Origin of the sequence: Steroidobacter agaridevorans (assembly GCF_009932555.1) — a bacterium.
GTDB lineage: Bacteria > Pseudomonadota > Gammaproteobacteria > Steroidobacterales > Steroidobacteraceae > Steroidobacter > Steroidobacter agaridevorans.
In genome coordinates this window covers 1,317,412-1,332,064 of the sequence record NZ_BLJO01000001.1, presented here as the reverse complement: position 1 = coordinate 1,332,064, position 14,653 = coordinate 1,317,412, and the positions used below count along the sequence as shown (strand labels likewise).

The window sequence follows — 14,653 nt, the reverse complement described above, 5'->3', positions numbered from 1 at the left end:
GGCTTTGAAATTCCAGCATGGTGGGAAGTCGGCTGGGGACAGGAGTTCGGGCGCTGGTGTGGCTAGTGCGGTCGATCGCATGCGGGAGTCCAGCGCACGCTCAACAGGCCCGAGCGATTGAACCGATAGCGCTGCTCCAGCCAGCCGAGCCCGAACAGCGCCAGTGCGTCGCTGTAATAACTCTGATTGTTCTGTAACGAACCGTCGGCAGCTCGCTGACGATGGGACTGCAGGGCGGCGGTCATTCTGGCGTTCGCCAGCATGGGCAACAGCGCCGCCGAGAAACCAGGCGGGCCATCGCCGCGCATTTCCAGCGTTTGGGTGTCGACGATTTCAACTGGAGCGGCGCGCTTGGCGACGTTCTCCAGCACCGGCTTCAAGACGTCGCCGATCTTGTCGCGTGCCGGATCGGACGCGGGCAACATGCCGGCCCAGAGATATACGCGAATCGCCTCGTAACTGCCGACGCCTCGGCTGCGGCGATCGGCGATGAAACCATTGCTTGTGAATTCGACCCAGTCGACGGCGAATCCATTGGGAGCCGAGCCGAGAATGACTTGCTCCGAGGATTGGATGATTTCGGCCCAGCGCGGTTCCTTGGTCTGCCTTTCCAGGCCGCGGAGCACTGACAGCGGCAGGTAGCTGGGATTCAGGCGCCAGCTGTCATCTGTGACAAAGCCTTGCGGTCCGGGCAACAACACCGTGCCGAGGCCGGGCACGGTGGCCACTTCCTGGCGCAGAATGTTTCTTGCGATCTCGGCGCCCAGGCTGGAGTAGCGTGGCTCGTTCCATAGCCGCGCCGCTTCGCCGAGCGTGTAGGCGATCCACAGATCGGCGTCGCTCGCGGAGTTGCGGTCGAGCACGCGCCATGTGCTTTCGTCGGCGCGGCCCCACTTCCACGCCGGCAAATTCTTGTCCAGCTGGCTGCCGGAGAGATTGTTATGGGTCCAACGCAGGATGCGGTCGAAGGCCTGGCGGTCGTTGCTGACCAGCGCGAAGAACAAAGCGTAGGACTGGCCTTCCGATGTGGTGACCTGGGCCTCGGTGCTGGCGTCGACGATCCGCCCGTCGTGACTCATGTACAGCAGCTTGAAGCGCTGCCAGGCCGGCCAGGCCTCGCATTTCACGCCAGCGCCCAGGGCGCTGTCGGCAAGTAACAATGAAGTGCTTAACATGAGCACCCCCAAAAGCAGCCGGGCGGCCACTGCGAGCCGCTGGCGGCGACCGAGCCCACATAGTAGACCGAGTCGCACTGGAAACTCTGTACGGTGTCGCCGCGCACGATGGCGAGATCGCGGAGGATCAGGGGCGCTTTGCCGTCGTCCTCCAATGGCGTCAGCAAAGCTCGGGCCGCTGACCGATGAGGTCGGTTGCAGTCGCAACACACAGGGCGAGCAAGCCGATGGAGTCAGCCTGTGCGACTTGCCGTGTGACAAACCCGTCTTTTCTAATACGCGTTATTACCGATCCGTGTTCTGACATCTACGCTCCCAGCGCTACCGAGACTGTCGGCAGGACCTTAGGGAGTGCGCAACCGGTTGCCAATCCGGAAGAGATCGTAGAAGACGGCAAAAACTCGCTGTCGTTGTTACAACTGCAGTGTGCCGCGCGCGATCTCGATCACGTCGCCGCTGACCAGGATGCGTCGTTGCGAGTCCACCTGAAGATAGAGCGTCGAGGGCCGCGCGACGTATTCGCCTTGTGATATTTGCAACTGACAGGGCAGGGGCTGATTCGTGGCAAGCCACCAGCCGCCGAAGTTGGCCGTTGCCGAGCCGGTAGCGGGGTCCTCGAGGATGGCGGGCCCGTCCGGGAAGAAGAAGCGCGCCAAGGTGCGGCCGTCGGCGGGGGGCGCGAAGATATAAGCCATGCTGTGGCCGTCCTCGCTTTTCACAGCGCCGAACAGATCGGGCCGGGGCAGAGCACGACGGACCGCGGCCTCGCTGGTCAAAGGAATGACGAGTTGTTCCTTGCCGGCTTTGATCCACAGCGGCTGCTCGCCGATGTCACTGGTTTCCAGTCCGAGCATGGCCGCCAATGTCTCGCGCGACGCCTCGCATGCGCGCCATGTCGGTTGATTGGCCTGCAGCGTCCAGCGATTGCCCTGGGCTTCGACCGGAATGATGCCGGCCTTCATTTCCAGCCGCAGCCGATCGCCGCCCAGCCCCAGCTCGCGACAAACAAACGCAGTGCCGAGCGTGGGATGCCCGGCGAACGGCATTTCATAGCTGGGCGTGAAGATGCGCACGTGCGCGTTGGCCGGGCTCGAAGGTTGGATGAACGTCGTTTCAGACAAATTGAACTGGCGCGCCAGCGCCTGCATGGTTTCGGTGTCCAGGCCGCGTGCGTCCTCGAAGACACACAGCGGGTTGCCGGTGAGCGTGCCGCCGTTGAACGTGAACACATTGACGATGCGGAAATTCAGACTGCGCATAACGAATCCCGTGACTGATGCTGCTGTTGTAAACGCAGCAGTGGCTCGGGTAAATGCACAGTCCGGCGTGTGAATGCCGGCACAGTGGCCGGGCGCTCAGTTCGGCAGTGGCGGCAGCTTCGCTTCGATCATGCGCGCGGCCGCGTCATAGTCCACCGTTGCGAGCGTGTCGGCTTGCTGGGTGAGCGCGGACAGGATCTCATTCTGAATGCGGCCGCGCTCATAGGCGACGGAGTACGGGATGTCGTCACGGAACATGACCATCGAATAGCGCGGCACGAAGCGCGTCGGATGACGACGCTCCAGCTCGAGCGACAGCGCCTTGTGCAAGTGGAACTTCGGGTCCCGCACCGTATCGCGCATTTCCAGGTAGTTCTCGATAGCCATGTCGGCGATGGCGTTGGTGTTCGGCAGACGCCAGGTTTCGAACTCGCGGAAGCTGCGCGCCCAGTCGTCACTGCCCATCAGCAGCGTGTCCAACTCGCGGCAGTCCTCGAAACAACAGTTCATGCCCTGGCCATGAAACGGGGTGATCGCGTGCGCCGCATCGCCGATCAATAGCAGCCGATCTTCAAAGGACCATTGCTGGGAACGCACGGTGCCCATGATGCCGGTCGGGTGCTGAAGAAACTCCGCCGCCAGATCCGGCATCAGCTGTTTCACATCCGGAAAGTGCTTGCCGAAGAAGGTTTCGATGCTGGCCGGCGTCGTCAGCGTCTCGAAGCTGTCCGGCCCATTGAGCGGCAGGAACAACGTGACCGTGAAGCTGCCGTCGATGTTCGGCAGCGCGATGAGCATGAAGCCGCCGCGTGGCCAGATGTGCAAGGCATGCTTGTCGATGCGTGGCTGACCGTTCGGCCACGGCGGCAGGGTGAGTTCCTTGTAACCGTGTTTGAGCAGATCTTCAGTGCAAGCGATGCCGAGCTGATCGACCATGGTCCGGCGCAATACCGAGCCTGCGCCATCCGTCGCAAACACGCGCTCCATTGGGATGTCGTGCGGTTGACCGGCCGGATCCTGAAACTTCACCAAGTTGCGCGTGAAATCCGCACCGATCGCCGGATGGCGGAACAATAGCTCGACGCCCGCGCGCTCGGCGGCATCGAGCAGAATGCAATTCAAGCCGGGCCGCGAAACGGAATAAATGACTTCCTCGGGACGCTGGCCATAAGGAACAAAGGTCAGCGCGCCGCTCAGGTCGTGCAGCATGCGGCCGGGCAGCGGCACCAGTTCGGGTGTCACGTGCTCCATCACACCGGCGAGTTCGAGTGCTCGAATGCCGCGGGCCGCGAGGGCGAGATTGATGGAGCGGCCAGCATCGATGAGTACGCGCCGCATGTCGTCCTGGCGTTCATACAAGCGCACGCGGTGACCGCGGCGAGCCAGGATGATGGAAAGCAGCGTGCCGGCCAGCCCCGCGCCGACAACGGTTATCGGTCCGTTACGTCTGCCATCGCTCATTGCAGCGCCTGCTCCAGCGCGGCGACGAATTGCCACACATCGAGGAACGAATTGTAGAGCGGCACCGGGGCGACGCGAATAATGTCAGGTTCGCGCCAGTCGCAGAACACGCCTTGGGCGGCGAGGGCGTCGAAAGCCGCGCGGGCTTCAGCTGCGGAACGGTGCAATCGAATGGACAGCTGGCAGCCGCGTGCTTCGGGATCGCTCGGTGTCGTGATCGTCAGCGCGTTGGACAGGTGAGCCTGAAGCAGCCATTGCAGATAGGCCGTCAAGCGCAGCGACTTCGCTCGCAACTGGTCGATGCCCGCTTTGTCGAACAGCGGTAAGGAGGCCAGCAGCGGCGCGGCGGCGAGAATGGGAGGATTCGAAAGCTGCCACCCTTCCGCACCCGGAATGGGTTGGAACGACGCGGGCATCTGAAACCGGCTTTGCTTGTCGTGGCCCCACCAGCCCGCGAAGCGAGGCAGGTCCACCGAGCGCGCGTGACGCTCGTGCACGAAACATCCGCCGATGGCGCCGGGGCCGGCGTTCAAATACTTGTAACTGCACCACACGGCGAAATCGACGTCCCAGTCGTGCAGTTTCAACGGCACGTTGCCGATGGCATGCGCGAGATCGAAACCGACGGTGCATCCCTGGCGTCGGGCACAGCGCGTGATCGCTTCGATGTCGAAGCGCTGGCCGGTCAAATACTGCACGCCCGGCAGCATCACCGTCGCGATACGTTGTCCTTCGCGCTCGATCAACGCGCAAATGTCTTCGGTGCGAAGCACGGCTTCGCCCGCACGCGGGGCGATCTCGATCAATGCGGTCTTCGGATCGAAGCCGTGATACTCGATCTGCGAGGCGACTGCGTACTGATCCGATGGGAATGCCTGCTGCTCGACCAGGATGGCCTCACGTCCGGGACGCGGGCGATAGAAGCTGGCGAACATCAGATGCAGGTTCACCGTCAGCGAGTTCATTGCGACCACTTCGAGCGGCTGCGCGCCCGCCAGCCTGGCCAACGAATTGGTCAGCTGTTCGTGATACGGCAGCCACGGGCGCGGCGATGCGAAATGGCCTTCGACCGCAAGCTCGGCCCAATGCTGCAATTCTTCATTGAGCACTCGGGCAACGCCGCGTGGCTGCAGCCCGAGCGAGTGACCGCACAGATAGATACTGTCGCCGCCGCGCTCGCGTTGTGGAATGAAAAACTCGGCACGCAGCGACGCCAGGGAATCGGCGGCGTCCTGCTGTTCGGCGAAGCTACGCTCGACGGAAACGTTCATGCGGGTGACAGAGGTAACAGAATGGGCCGGCTCGGCGCGGCGTCGATGACGAAAGGAGCGACCTGCAGGTTCAGCAGGTAGGAACCATCGGCGACGGCGTCGTCGATGAATGCCATCTCCGTGATGGTGGCGTGCTGGCGTGTGGCTGTCGCTGCGGACGTGCTGCCCGCCGGCATGCCCCAGAAGACTCGGTGAGCCGCGAGCTTGCCGCCATCCTGCGCTCGATCGATCGAAGGCAGATCCACGACCAGCGTAGCGATGCCGTGGTCGACGAGGTGGCGCATGGCATCGACGCTGAAATACGGCGGCATCGGCCCAGCGTCGTAGTTACAGGTGAGCTTGGATGCATCGTTTGGCAACGTCCTCACCACCAGCGCCTGATAGTCGCTCAACGTGGCGCCATCAATTGCCTTGATCAGCGCCGCGAGAGAGATCACGCGGTCGCCGGATATCTCTGCCGACGACTCGGGCATCACAGAGATCAGCAAGGCAGCGCTCAAATGCCGGATCGCGAGATCGCGCACACTCAACCGTTCCTGAGTGATATGACCGACGCATTCGGTATGCGTGCCGTTGCAATGAGGCGCCAGCGTGTGAACGGAACAATTGCAGCTGCCGCCATGCCGCACGTCACCAACGAACGAGCCAGCGGTTATCGGTTCAGCACTCGCGGCCGGCGCGCCGAAGAAAGTCGGCTGAGCTTCGTTGAAGCGCAGCGGGATGGATATATCGTGACCGTCGGATGAGACCCGCCAGCGTCGACCGGCAATCTCGACAGCAATCGCATGGGAAGCGGGGGATGGGTCACGCATCGAACGTCATTGATCAACGCTTGTGCGCGACCGCGCCGCAAGCCTGACAGGTGCGCATCTCCAGGGAGCCGTAAAAGCGCTCGAACACCGGCGGCAACTGCGTCTCGATGTCGCTGACATGCAAGTATTCGGCATGCAGCGGATAGGAGCAGTGCTCGCAGAACCAGAGGAAACCATCCTGCTCTTCGGGCCGCCGCTTGCGCTCGATGACCAGGCCCACGGTGTTTGCAAAACGTTGCGGAGAGTGCGGAACACGCGGGGGCAGCAGCAGGATCTCGCCCTCCCGGATCGGAATATCGACGCGGGCGCCGTCCTGCATCGTGCGCAGGGTCATGTCTCCCTCGAGCTGATAGAAGAATTCCTCGCCCGGATCCTCGTGATAATCGGTGCGCGAATTCGGGCCGCCGACCACCATGATGATGAATTCGGACTCGCGGAATACCAGCCGGTTGTTGACCGGCGGCTTGAGGTATTCGCGGTGCTTGTCGATCCAGTCGCGAAAATTGAAGGCTTTGAGCGGGCTCATGCTGGGTTCTCCGCGGGTGGCCAGTATACCAAAGGGCGCACCGGCGGCCGGGCTCGCTTGCGTCAGAAGCGGTCGCGGACCATGCTTGTGAGCCATGCGGAGGACACCGCTCATGTCTCGTCAATGCGTAACTTCAGCGCCGTTATTGTGGCTGACGCTGCTGTTCAGCCTGCCCGTGGCCGGAGCGGGCGAGGATCAGGCGCCTGCCGCCGATCCAGTGCAGGCCATCTGGAAGCACCAGGAAATCGCCTTCTATTTTCAAAGCTTCACCACCTTCTATTCCTGCACCAGCCTGGAAGGAAAGCTCGAGCGCATTCTGCGCGAGCTCGGCGTGCATGCGCGGGTGAAGGTGCGGTCGGCGGATTGTCCGTACGCGGTGGCTCGCATGCCCCGCGTAGTCATGCAAGTGATCAGCCCCGTCGAGGCGACCCCGGCAGAGCTCGCCGAGCGCGATAAGAACAAGAGTGTGCGCGAGCTGGCCCAGCGCGTTCGAGGCAAGAAGAGCGAGCACCCGCTCGACAGCCTGGAGGAATTTCCTGCCCAATGGCGTCGCGTATCGTTGTCGCGGGGGCGGCTCAACCTGGAGCCCGGCGATTGCGAGCTGATCGATGAGTTGAAGAAGAAGGTGCTGCCGAAGCTCGCGGTGCGCACGGTGCGCGACGACGTGCAGTGTTCGCCGAATCAGCTGACGTTGGGTCAGCCGCGATTGGAAGTCGACGCGCTGGTGGAAATTCCGAAGCCCGACGCGGCGGAAGACAAGGGCACTTAGCGCCGGGTGTTACTCGCTGCCGACGCTCAGCCCTGACGACGAGCAGGGCACGAGCACCGGCTCCGGCGGGAACTGATCGAGACGCACGGCGCAGAGTTTCTCGCCCCAGACGCAGCCCGTGTCGATCGCGAGCACGCCATCCGCATCGTAATAACCCAGCGCCGACCAATGGCCGCAGACGATGCGGATATCGCGCGAGCGCCGCTCGGGCACCTGGAACCACGGCATGAGGTGGTTGGGCGCGTCCTTCACTTCGCCTTTGAATTTCAGATCGAGCCGGCCATCGGCGCGACAGAAGCGCAAGCGCGTGAGGCAGTTCGTGATGAAGCGCAGCCGCTCGTGGCCCTGCAAATCGTCCGACCAGCGATCCGGCTTGTCGCCATACATGTTGGCGAACAACTCGCGACAGCTGTGCTCATCCCGCAATGTTTCTTCGAGCTCGCGCGCGCAGGCTTGTGCCAGCGCCAGATCCCACTGCGGCGGCAGTCCGGCGTGAACCATCGTGTAGCCAAGTCCTGCATCGTGATGAAGCATCGGCCGATGACGCAGCCAGTCGAGCAACTCGTCGCGATCGGGCGCGGCGAGAATTTCCTGAAGCGTGTCTTTGGATTTGAGCGGCTCGGTCGGCGAGAGCGCCAACGCGAGCAAATGCAGATCGTGGTTGCCGAGCACGCTGATGGCGGAGCTGCCCAGCGCCTTCACGCGTCGTAATACTTCCAGCGAGCGGGGGCCGCGATTGACCAGGTCGCCGACCAGCCAGAGTGTGTCGCGCGACGCGGAGAAGTTCAGCTTGGTCAGCAGCTGCGAGAATTCTTCGTCACAACCCTGAATATCGCCGATGGCATAGACGGCCATGCGGGCGGCAGCTCTTAGTGCAGCAGCCCTGGCATCGCCAAGGTGAACGGCGCGATCGGCGCATCGAAATGCGCACCGTCGTCCGCCAGCATCTGATAACTGCCCTGCATGGCGCCCACCGGCGTTTCGAGCACGGCGCCGCTGGAATAACGGAAGCCCTGGCCCGGCAGCAGATACGGCTGTTCGCCGACCACGCCTTCACCGCGCACTTCTTTCACCTTGCCGTTGGCGTCGGTGATCACCCAATGACGGGTCAGCAGGCGCGCCGGCACCTGGCCTTCGTTGCGGATGGTGATGGTGTAGGAAAAGGCATAGTGGCCTTCGTCCGGCTTGGACTGCTCGCCCACGTAATTGGCGCTCACGTCGACGCGAATCTTGTGGAGCGCGTCGGGCGCGGGCGGGACATCGCGGTCCGTATGGCTGGCGGAGGCGCGACCTTTGGGGGGCGTGGTATCTGTCATATCCGGATGACTGGCTTGAGCCGCAACGATTCTAGCAGTCTCGGCGACAGATCTTGCCGGAAAAATCGGGAGGCTTATGTCTGCTAGTGCAGCCGTACCGCCAGCACGTCGCAAGGCGCCGCATGCAGGATCGTGTCCTCAGTGAAGTTCAGCAGGATGGCGAGACCGTGTCGCTCGCGGCTGCCGAGCACGATGAGGTCGCTGTGAAGACGCTGCGCGCTGCGAATGATCTCGGACTTGATGCCGCCGGTCTCGACCAGCTGTCGGCTGTTCGACAGCGACAGCTTCTTCGCCAGCTCGGCCAGTCGCAATTTGGCGCGATCGACCAGCTCGCCTTCGATCTGAACCGTCGGCAACAGCGCCTCGCCCATGGGCTCGACCGGTACATATTCGACCACGTGCAGCAGCGTGATCTCGGACTGGTAACAGGCGGCGATGGCCTTGGCACGCTCGCCGATGATCTGACTGTCGTCGGACAGGTCGACCACGAGCAGAATGTTCTTGTAGTCGCGCATGGCAGTCCCCTCGAGTGCGTTCTGCGAACCTCCAGCCGATTATAGGAGCTTGGCGCTCAGTCGGCTGCTCAGCGCAACGAATTCAGCGGGCGACAGCACTTCGGCCCGCAGCCCCGGATCGATGCCGGCCGCGGCGATATCCTCGGCGTCGAGGAAAGGTTTGAGCGAATTGCGCAGCGTTTTGCGCCGCTGGGAGAACGCGGCTCCGACCACCGTCGCGAAATGACGGGGATCGCCGATCGCCATGGGCTGTTCATGCGGTGTCAGCCGCACGACGGTCGAAACGACTCTCGGCGGCGGCTTGAAGGCGCCGGGGCCGATATCGAACAGCGCTTCCACCCGCACCCAGGGCGACAGCATCACCGTGAGCCGGCCGTAATGCTCCGAGCCGGGCGCCGCGGCCATGCGGTCGACCACCTCTTTTTGCAGCATGAAGTGCATGTCGAGGATGCGCTCGCGCTGTTCGATCAGGTGAAACAGCAGCGGCGTGGAAATGTTGTAGGGCAGGTTGCCGACCAGCCTCAGCCGCTCGCCTTCATATATATGAGCGAACGTGAACTTGAGGACATCGGCGGAATGGATGTGCAGCCGCGGGTCGTGCTGGGTGATCTCCTGCAAATGACGGATCGCATCGCGGTCGATCTCGACGGCATGCAGTTCGTTCAGGCGGCCCAGCAACGGCAGCGTGAGCGCACCCAGGCCCGGCCCGATCTCGACCATGCGATCCTGCGGCTGAGGCGCGATCGCGGCGACGATGCGCCCGATCACGCCCGGGTCATGCAGGAAGTGCTGGCCGAATCGCTTGCGAGGTTGGTGCATGGGTCATTTGCAGTGCTATCTGCATCGCCGCGATCAGGCTGCTGGCGTCGGCCTTGCCGCTGCCGGCCAGCGCCAGCGCGGTGCCGTGATCGACGGAGGTGCGCACGATGGGCAGGCCGAGCGTGATGTTCACGCAATCGCCGAAGCCGGCGTATTTGATCACCGGCAGGCCCTGGTCATGAAACATCGCGAGCACGGCGTCGGCCTGATCGAGCATGTGATGTGTGAAAGCGGTGTCCGCGGGCGCAGGGCCGATGAGGCGCAATCCTTCCGCGCGCAGCCGTTGCAGGGTCGGTTCGATCACTTCGATTTCTTCGCGACCCAGGTGGCCCGACTCGCCGGCGTGAGGATTCAACCCCAGCACGAGCAGGCGCGGCTGCGCGATGTCGAAGCGAGTGCGCAGATCGTGATCGAGGATGCGAATGACGCGCGTCAACGTTTCATCGGTAATCGCAGCGCTCACTTCGAGCAGCGGCAGATGCGTGGTGACCAGAGCGACGCGCAGGTGCTCGGTGGCCAGCATCATTACCGGATGAGAGCCGCCGGTATGTTCGGCGAGATATTCCGTGTGTCCGGAGAACGGCACGCCCGCGTCGTTGATCACGCTCTTCTGCACGGGGGCAGTGACCATCGCATCGAATTCGCCCGTGAGGCAGCCTTGCGCGGCGGCATCTAGCAGGTTCAGCACATAACGGGCGTTCGCAACGTTCAGCTTGCCGGGTTCGACCGCTGCGGCGGTCGGAACATGCAGCACACGCAACGTGCCGGGTTGATGAGCCGGGACGACGGTGCTGCTGACATAAGTAAGGAGCCGGATGCTGAGCCGCAGCTGCTGCGCGCGTTGCTTCAGCAGCTCGATATCGGCGGCGACGACCACATCGCAAGGCCAATCGCGGGCGGCGATGGCGAGACACAGATCGGGCCCGATGCCGGCCGGCTCACCTGACGTAACGATGAGCCGCGGTATGCGCGCCCGGACTGGCGGGTTCACATCCTGTATTCCACGAACGCTTCGTCGCGCAGGCGACGCAGCCACAGCTCGGTCTCTTCTTCAGCCTTCGACTCGCGCAATTCGGCGAACGCGCGCTGACGTTTCAAATCGTCGGTCGAATCGTGCTGACGGCGGCCGAGCAACTGCACGATGTGCCAGCCGTATTGGGTCTTGAACGGCTTGGAGATCTCGTTCTCCTTGAGCGCGTCGATCTGTTTCTCGAATTCGGGCACGAAGCTGCCGGGACCGGCCCAGCCCAGATCGCCACCGTCGGCGGCCGAGCCTGGATCCTGCGAAGTCACCGCGGCGATCGCGGCGAAGTCTTCCTTGCCATCGATGACGCGGGTACGAATGGCGGCGAGCTTCTGCTCGACCGTCTGATCGTCTTCGAGCTCGTTGGTCCGGAGCAGGATGTGACGTGCATGAACCTGCGCCACCACCGACTGCTGCACGCCGCCGCGCACTTCATTCAAGCGGAAGATATGGAAACCGCTGGGCGTGCGGATGGGCGCGGACGTTTGGCCCGGCTTCATCGCGGCAATGGTGTCGGCGAGGATGGATGGCAGCTGTGTGCCGCGGCGCCAGCCGAGCGAGCCGCCTTCGATATTCGTGCTGCTGTCCGAGTAGGTGACCGCGAGCTGCGCGAAGTCGTCGCCGCCGTTGGCTTTGTCGAAAACTTCCTTGGCGCGTTTCTCACGCGCTTCGATCTGCTCGGGCGACGCGCTCACCGGCACGGAAATCAGAATGTGCGACACGTTGTATTCGGCGTTCTTGTCGGGCGCGGCCTGCTGGCGAGTCATGAACTGCTCCAGCTCGCGCGGCGAAATGTTGATCCGGCCGATCACGTCGCGCTGACGGAGCATCTGCAGAGTCATCTGCCGGCGGATCTCATCGCGGAAGGTGCGGTAGTCGATGCCTTGCTGGGAGAGGGCCTGGGGCAGATCGGCGAAGCCGATGTTGTTGCGCTTGGCCACGTCGTCGAGCGCGCCGTTCAGCATTTCGTCGGAAACCTGAATGCCGAGCTTGTTGGCCCGCTGCATCTGGATTTCCTCGACCACCAGGCGCTCCAGGATCTGCTGGCGCAGGACATTGCGCGGCGGCAGTTCGGTATTTTGCTGACGCAGCCGGGCGGTGATCTCTTCGGTCTGCTCCTCGAGCTGCGAGTTCAGCACGACGCCGTCATTGACGACGGCGGCGATGCGATCGAGCAGCACGCCGTTGCTGGAGAGCTCGCGGGTCTGGGCCAGGGCGCCGCCGGCCAGCCCGAACAGGCTCAGGCCGAGCAGGCAGCCACGGATCGCATTGGTGATTTTTGGCGTAGGGCGGAGCAGTTTCATGCGTAACCAGGGTAGGGCCACTGGGGCGGCCTCTGAGTGAGGCGTCATTCAACCTCGGGAGGATCGACGGAGTATCCCCGAATCGACCGCTCCAGAAAAGTATTCGCACCCACTCCGACATTGGACAGCCCGTTAAGTTCGAGCTGGAACAGCACGCTGGTGTCCAGGTCGCCGGTGCGGTCGCTCACATAACGACGGGCCACGACCCGGAAGCGCCAGCAGCAGGAGCGGTATTCGAGACCCGCGAACTGGTCGATCACGCCCTTTTCGTCGCGCCGGGCGACGGTCTCGGGCGGCAGCGTCGGATCCACCGGCGCGGTGTCGTCGATGGCGTTGTCTTCGAGCGAATACACCATGCGGGCGTACACGCTCCATTGCTTGCTGATCGGCCAGGCGACCGACCCGTCGACCTGTTCGAGGCGGTCGCGCCGGAAGCGGTAGCCGAGATTCATCACCCGGTCGTATTCGGGCCGGTATTGCAGCTGGAGCTGGCCGCGCTCGGAGCGCGTTTCGCCCGGATCCCATTGAATGCCGCCGCGGATATTCCAATTGCCGTACGCCCGCAGATCGATCTCCGCGATGATGTCGGACGTCTCGGGGTCATCTATCGTTTCACCGGGCAGCGTCACACGAGGCCGATCGAAGTAATACGCCTGGCCCACGGTCGCGGCGATGTATTGCTCGCCGGTGTCCGCATCCAGCCAGCGCGAGGTGAAGCCGATCGCCAGCTGATTGGCGTCGCCCAGCCGATCCGCGCCGACATAACGGTTGGTACGGAACAGCTGCACCAGATTCAGATCGGCCAGCTCGGTGTCGAACACCGGCAGGTCGTCCTGGTTGCGATAGGGAACATACAAATACATGAAGCGCGGCTCGATGGTGCTGAGCCGCTGTTTGCGCGAGCCGAACAGGCGCTCGAACACCATGCCGCCATCGACGCTCAGGACCGGCGCCGAGCGAGTGAATGTATCGTGGCCGTTATCGATGTCGGCGCCTTCTTCGCTCAGCTTGTAGCGCGTGTAGCGCCAGCTCGCCGACGGCTCGATATAAACACCCGCGCCTCTGAGCGGCATGCGGATCTCAGGCGCGAAGTCGGCGCGCCAGCCGGTGTCCAGCCCCTCGACGTTGTGCTGGAAGTTGGCCAGCTCGAAATCCATGCCGTAGGTGAGCCCGAACGGCTGATCCGGAAAATTCGCGCGCACCGCCATCTGCGGCAGCATCGTGTAGGGACGCTGCGCCGGCGGGATCGGCATCCGGTTCTCGGTGGCGAAGTCGATGGTCTGAAAGTTCTGCGCGTGCAGGATCGCGAGCCAGCGATCGTCGAGATAAGTGAGGCTCGCGGAGCGGTTCAGATACGTGACGCTGGTGCCTTCGGGCCCCAGGCCGAAATCTTCGAACCATTGATCGTCGCTGGCATTGGCCGCATCGATGTTCAGCCGCAGGCGCTGCGTGAAATCGGATTGATCGACGAAATGGACCAGGCTGCGCTCCTCGCCGAACTCGCGATCGTCGGGCAGGTACTGCACATCGAGCTGGCCGGCGCCGGCCGCGTTCAGGTAACGAAACTCCGTGTCGAGCTTCAGGCCGCGCTTGCTGTAATAGATCGGCGCGAAGGTCGCGTCGTAGTTTTCCGCGATGTTCCAGTACCAGGGCACTTCCAGCGAATAGCCGCTGCGCGAGGAGGTGCCGATGGTCGGAAACAGGAAGCCCGACTTGCGCTCGTTGCCGACCGGAAAGGAGATGAACGGCGTGTACAGCAGCGGCACGCCCTTGAAGTCCAGCCGCACGCCGCGGCCGATGCCGAGGCCGGCGCGTTGACTGATGTCGATGTCGGACGCCGTCAGCATCCAATCTTCGTTGCCGAGCGGGCAGGTCGTGTACTTGACCCGGTCCAGCGACAGCGTGCCCTCGGTAGTCGCCCGGATACGATCGGCCGAGCCGCGCGCATTACGATCCGCCAGCTCGAACTGAGCGCCTTCGAAGACCGCGCCGCCCTGGCGATCGATGTGTGCGCCTTCGCCGCGCACCGTGACCTGGCCGTCGTTGTACTCGACGCCCTGATCGACCTGAAAGCTCTCGTCCTGCGGATTGTAGGTGGCGTCGCGGGTGTGGATGCGACGTTCGCCCTGACGGATCTCGACCTTGCCGTTGAGCTTCAACTCGCCCTCGCGCGTGCCTTCGAGGCCGTCGGCTTCGAACTCGATGTCTTGAGGCAGCTCGGCGGGCGGCTTGGCGTCGCGGCGCTGGCTCGTTGCGGTGGCTTCCCGATTCGGCGCCGGGCACTTGAGTGTCTGGCTCTCGGCGGCCGGCTCTGCAGTGTTTGCAGGGTTCGCCTCAGGCTCGGCCGCGGAGGCCGTGCTCGAAAGCGACGCTGCGGCCAGCACTGCGGCGATTGCAATTGA

General features: G+C 63.4%; 14 protein-coding genes. 1 reads left to right on the top strand and 13 read right to left on the bottom strand.

Annotated features, from left to right (window positions below; translation table 11 throughout):
- Positions 1-62: 62 nt before the first annotated feature.
- The 6 genes from bcsZ to GYH35_RS05530 form a co-directional block, all read right to left on the bottom strand.
- Entirely contained in the window at positions 63-1,175 is a 1,113-nt protein-coding gene (gene bcsZ, locus GYH35_RS05555) for a cellulose synthase complex periplasmic endoglucanase BcsZ (RefSeq protein WP_161814689.1), read from the bottom strand.
- 413 nt (positions 1,176-1,588) lie between these two features.
- Complete coding sequence (locus GYH35_RS05550; RefSeq protein ID WP_161814688.1) at positions 1,589-2,434, bottom strand: PhzF family phenazine biosynthesis protein; 846 nt, start codon at positions 2,432-2,434, stop codon at positions 1,589-1,591.
- 96 nt (positions 2,435-2,530) lie between these two features.
- The gene (locus GYH35_RS05545; protein WP_161814687.1) at positions 2,531-3,895 is read right to left on the bottom strand and encodes an FAD-dependent oxidoreductase; all 1,365 of its coding nucleotides are present in this window, start codon (positions 3,893-3,895) and stop codon (positions 2,531-2,533) included.
- The gene (gene kynU, locus GYH35_RS05540; protein ID WP_161814686.1) at positions 3,892-5,166 is read right to left on the bottom strand and encodes a kynureninase; all 1,275 of its coding nucleotides are present in this window, start codon (positions 5,164-5,166) and stop codon (positions 3,892-3,894) included. The genes GYH35_RS05545 and kynU overlap by 4 nt, the downstream gene beginning before the upstream one ends.
- Positions 5,163-5,978 carry a cyclase family protein gene (locus GYH35_RS05535; protein ID WP_161814685.1) on the bottom strand — a complete coding sequence of 272 codons (816 nt, stop codon included), beginning with the start codon at positions 5,976-5,978 and terminating at the stop codon, positions 5,163-5,165. The genes kynU and GYH35_RS05535 overlap by 4 nt, the downstream gene beginning before the upstream one ends.
- A gap of 13 nt (positions 5,979-5,991) precedes the next feature.
- On the bottom strand, positions 5,992-6,504 hold the full coding sequence (locus GYH35_RS05530) for a 3-hydroxyanthranilate 3,4-dioxygenase (RefSeq protein ID WP_161814684.1): 513 nt from the start codon (positions 6,502-6,504) through the stop codon (positions 5,992-5,994).
- Between the two features lie 112 nt (positions 6,505-6,616).
- On the opposite strand from GYH35_RS05530, the gene GYH35_RS05525 reads away from it, so the two are divergent.
- Positions 6,617-7,273 carry a hypothetical protein gene (locus tag GYH35_RS05525; protein WP_161814683.1) on the top strand — a complete coding sequence of 219 codons (657 nt, stop codon included), beginning with the start codon at positions 6,617-6,619 and terminating at the stop codon, positions 7,271-7,273.
- 9 nt (positions 7,274-7,282) lie between these two features.
- On the opposite strand, the gene GYH35_RS05520 is transcribed toward GYH35_RS05525, so the two are convergent.
- The 7 genes from GYH35_RS05520 to GYH35_RS05490 form a co-directional block, all read right to left on the bottom strand.
- Positions 7,283-8,128 (bottom strand): symmetrical bis(5'-nucleosyl)-tetraphosphatase, encoded by an 846-nt coding sequence (locus GYH35_RS05520; protein WP_161814682.1) that lies wholly within the window; start codon positions 8,126-8,128, stop codon positions 7,283-7,285.
- A 14-nt stretch (positions 8,129-8,142) separates the two neighbouring features.
- Positions 8,143-8,589, bottom strand: coding sequence for a Co2+/Mg2+ efflux protein ApaG (gene apaG / locus GYH35_RS05515; RefSeq protein WP_161814681.1), 447 nt, complete (start codon positions 8,587-8,589; stop codon positions 8,143-8,145).
- A gap of 83 nt (positions 8,590-8,672) precedes the next feature.
- On the bottom strand, positions 8,673-9,104 hold the full coding sequence (locus GYH35_RS05510; protein WP_161814680.1) for a universal stress protein: 432 nt from the start codon (positions 9,102-9,104) through the stop codon (positions 8,673-8,675).
- Between the two features lie 39 nt (positions 9,105-9,143).
- Positions 9,144-9,923 carry a 16S rRNA (adenine(1518)-N(6)/adenine(1519)-N(6))-dimethyltransferase RsmA gene (gene rsmA, locus GYH35_RS05505; RefSeq protein WP_161814679.1) on the bottom strand — a complete coding sequence of 260 codons (780 nt, stop codon included), beginning with the start codon at positions 9,921-9,923 and terminating at the stop codon, positions 9,144-9,146.
- Complete coding sequence (pdxA, locus tag GYH35_RS05500) at positions 9,880-10,914, bottom strand: 4-hydroxythreonine-4-phosphate dehydrogenase PdxA (protein ID WP_235936702.1); 1,035 nt, start codon at positions 10,912-10,914, stop codon at positions 9,880-9,882. The genes rsmA and pdxA overlap by 44 nt, the downstream gene beginning before the upstream one ends.
- Positions 10,911-12,251, bottom strand: a complete 1,341-nt coding sequence (locus tag GYH35_RS05495) for a peptidylprolyl isomerase (RefSeq protein ID WP_161814678.1) — start codon at positions 12,249-12,251, stop codon at positions 10,911-10,913. The genes pdxA and GYH35_RS05495 overlap by 4 nt, the downstream gene beginning before the upstream one ends.
- 44 nt (positions 12,252-12,295) lie before the next feature.
- Positions 12,296-14,635, bottom strand: a complete 2,340-nt coding sequence (locus tag GYH35_RS05490) for an LPS-assembly protein LptD (protein ID WP_161827851.1) — start codon at positions 14,633-14,635, stop codon at positions 12,296-12,298.
- Positions 14,636-14,653 lie beyond the last annotated feature (18 nt).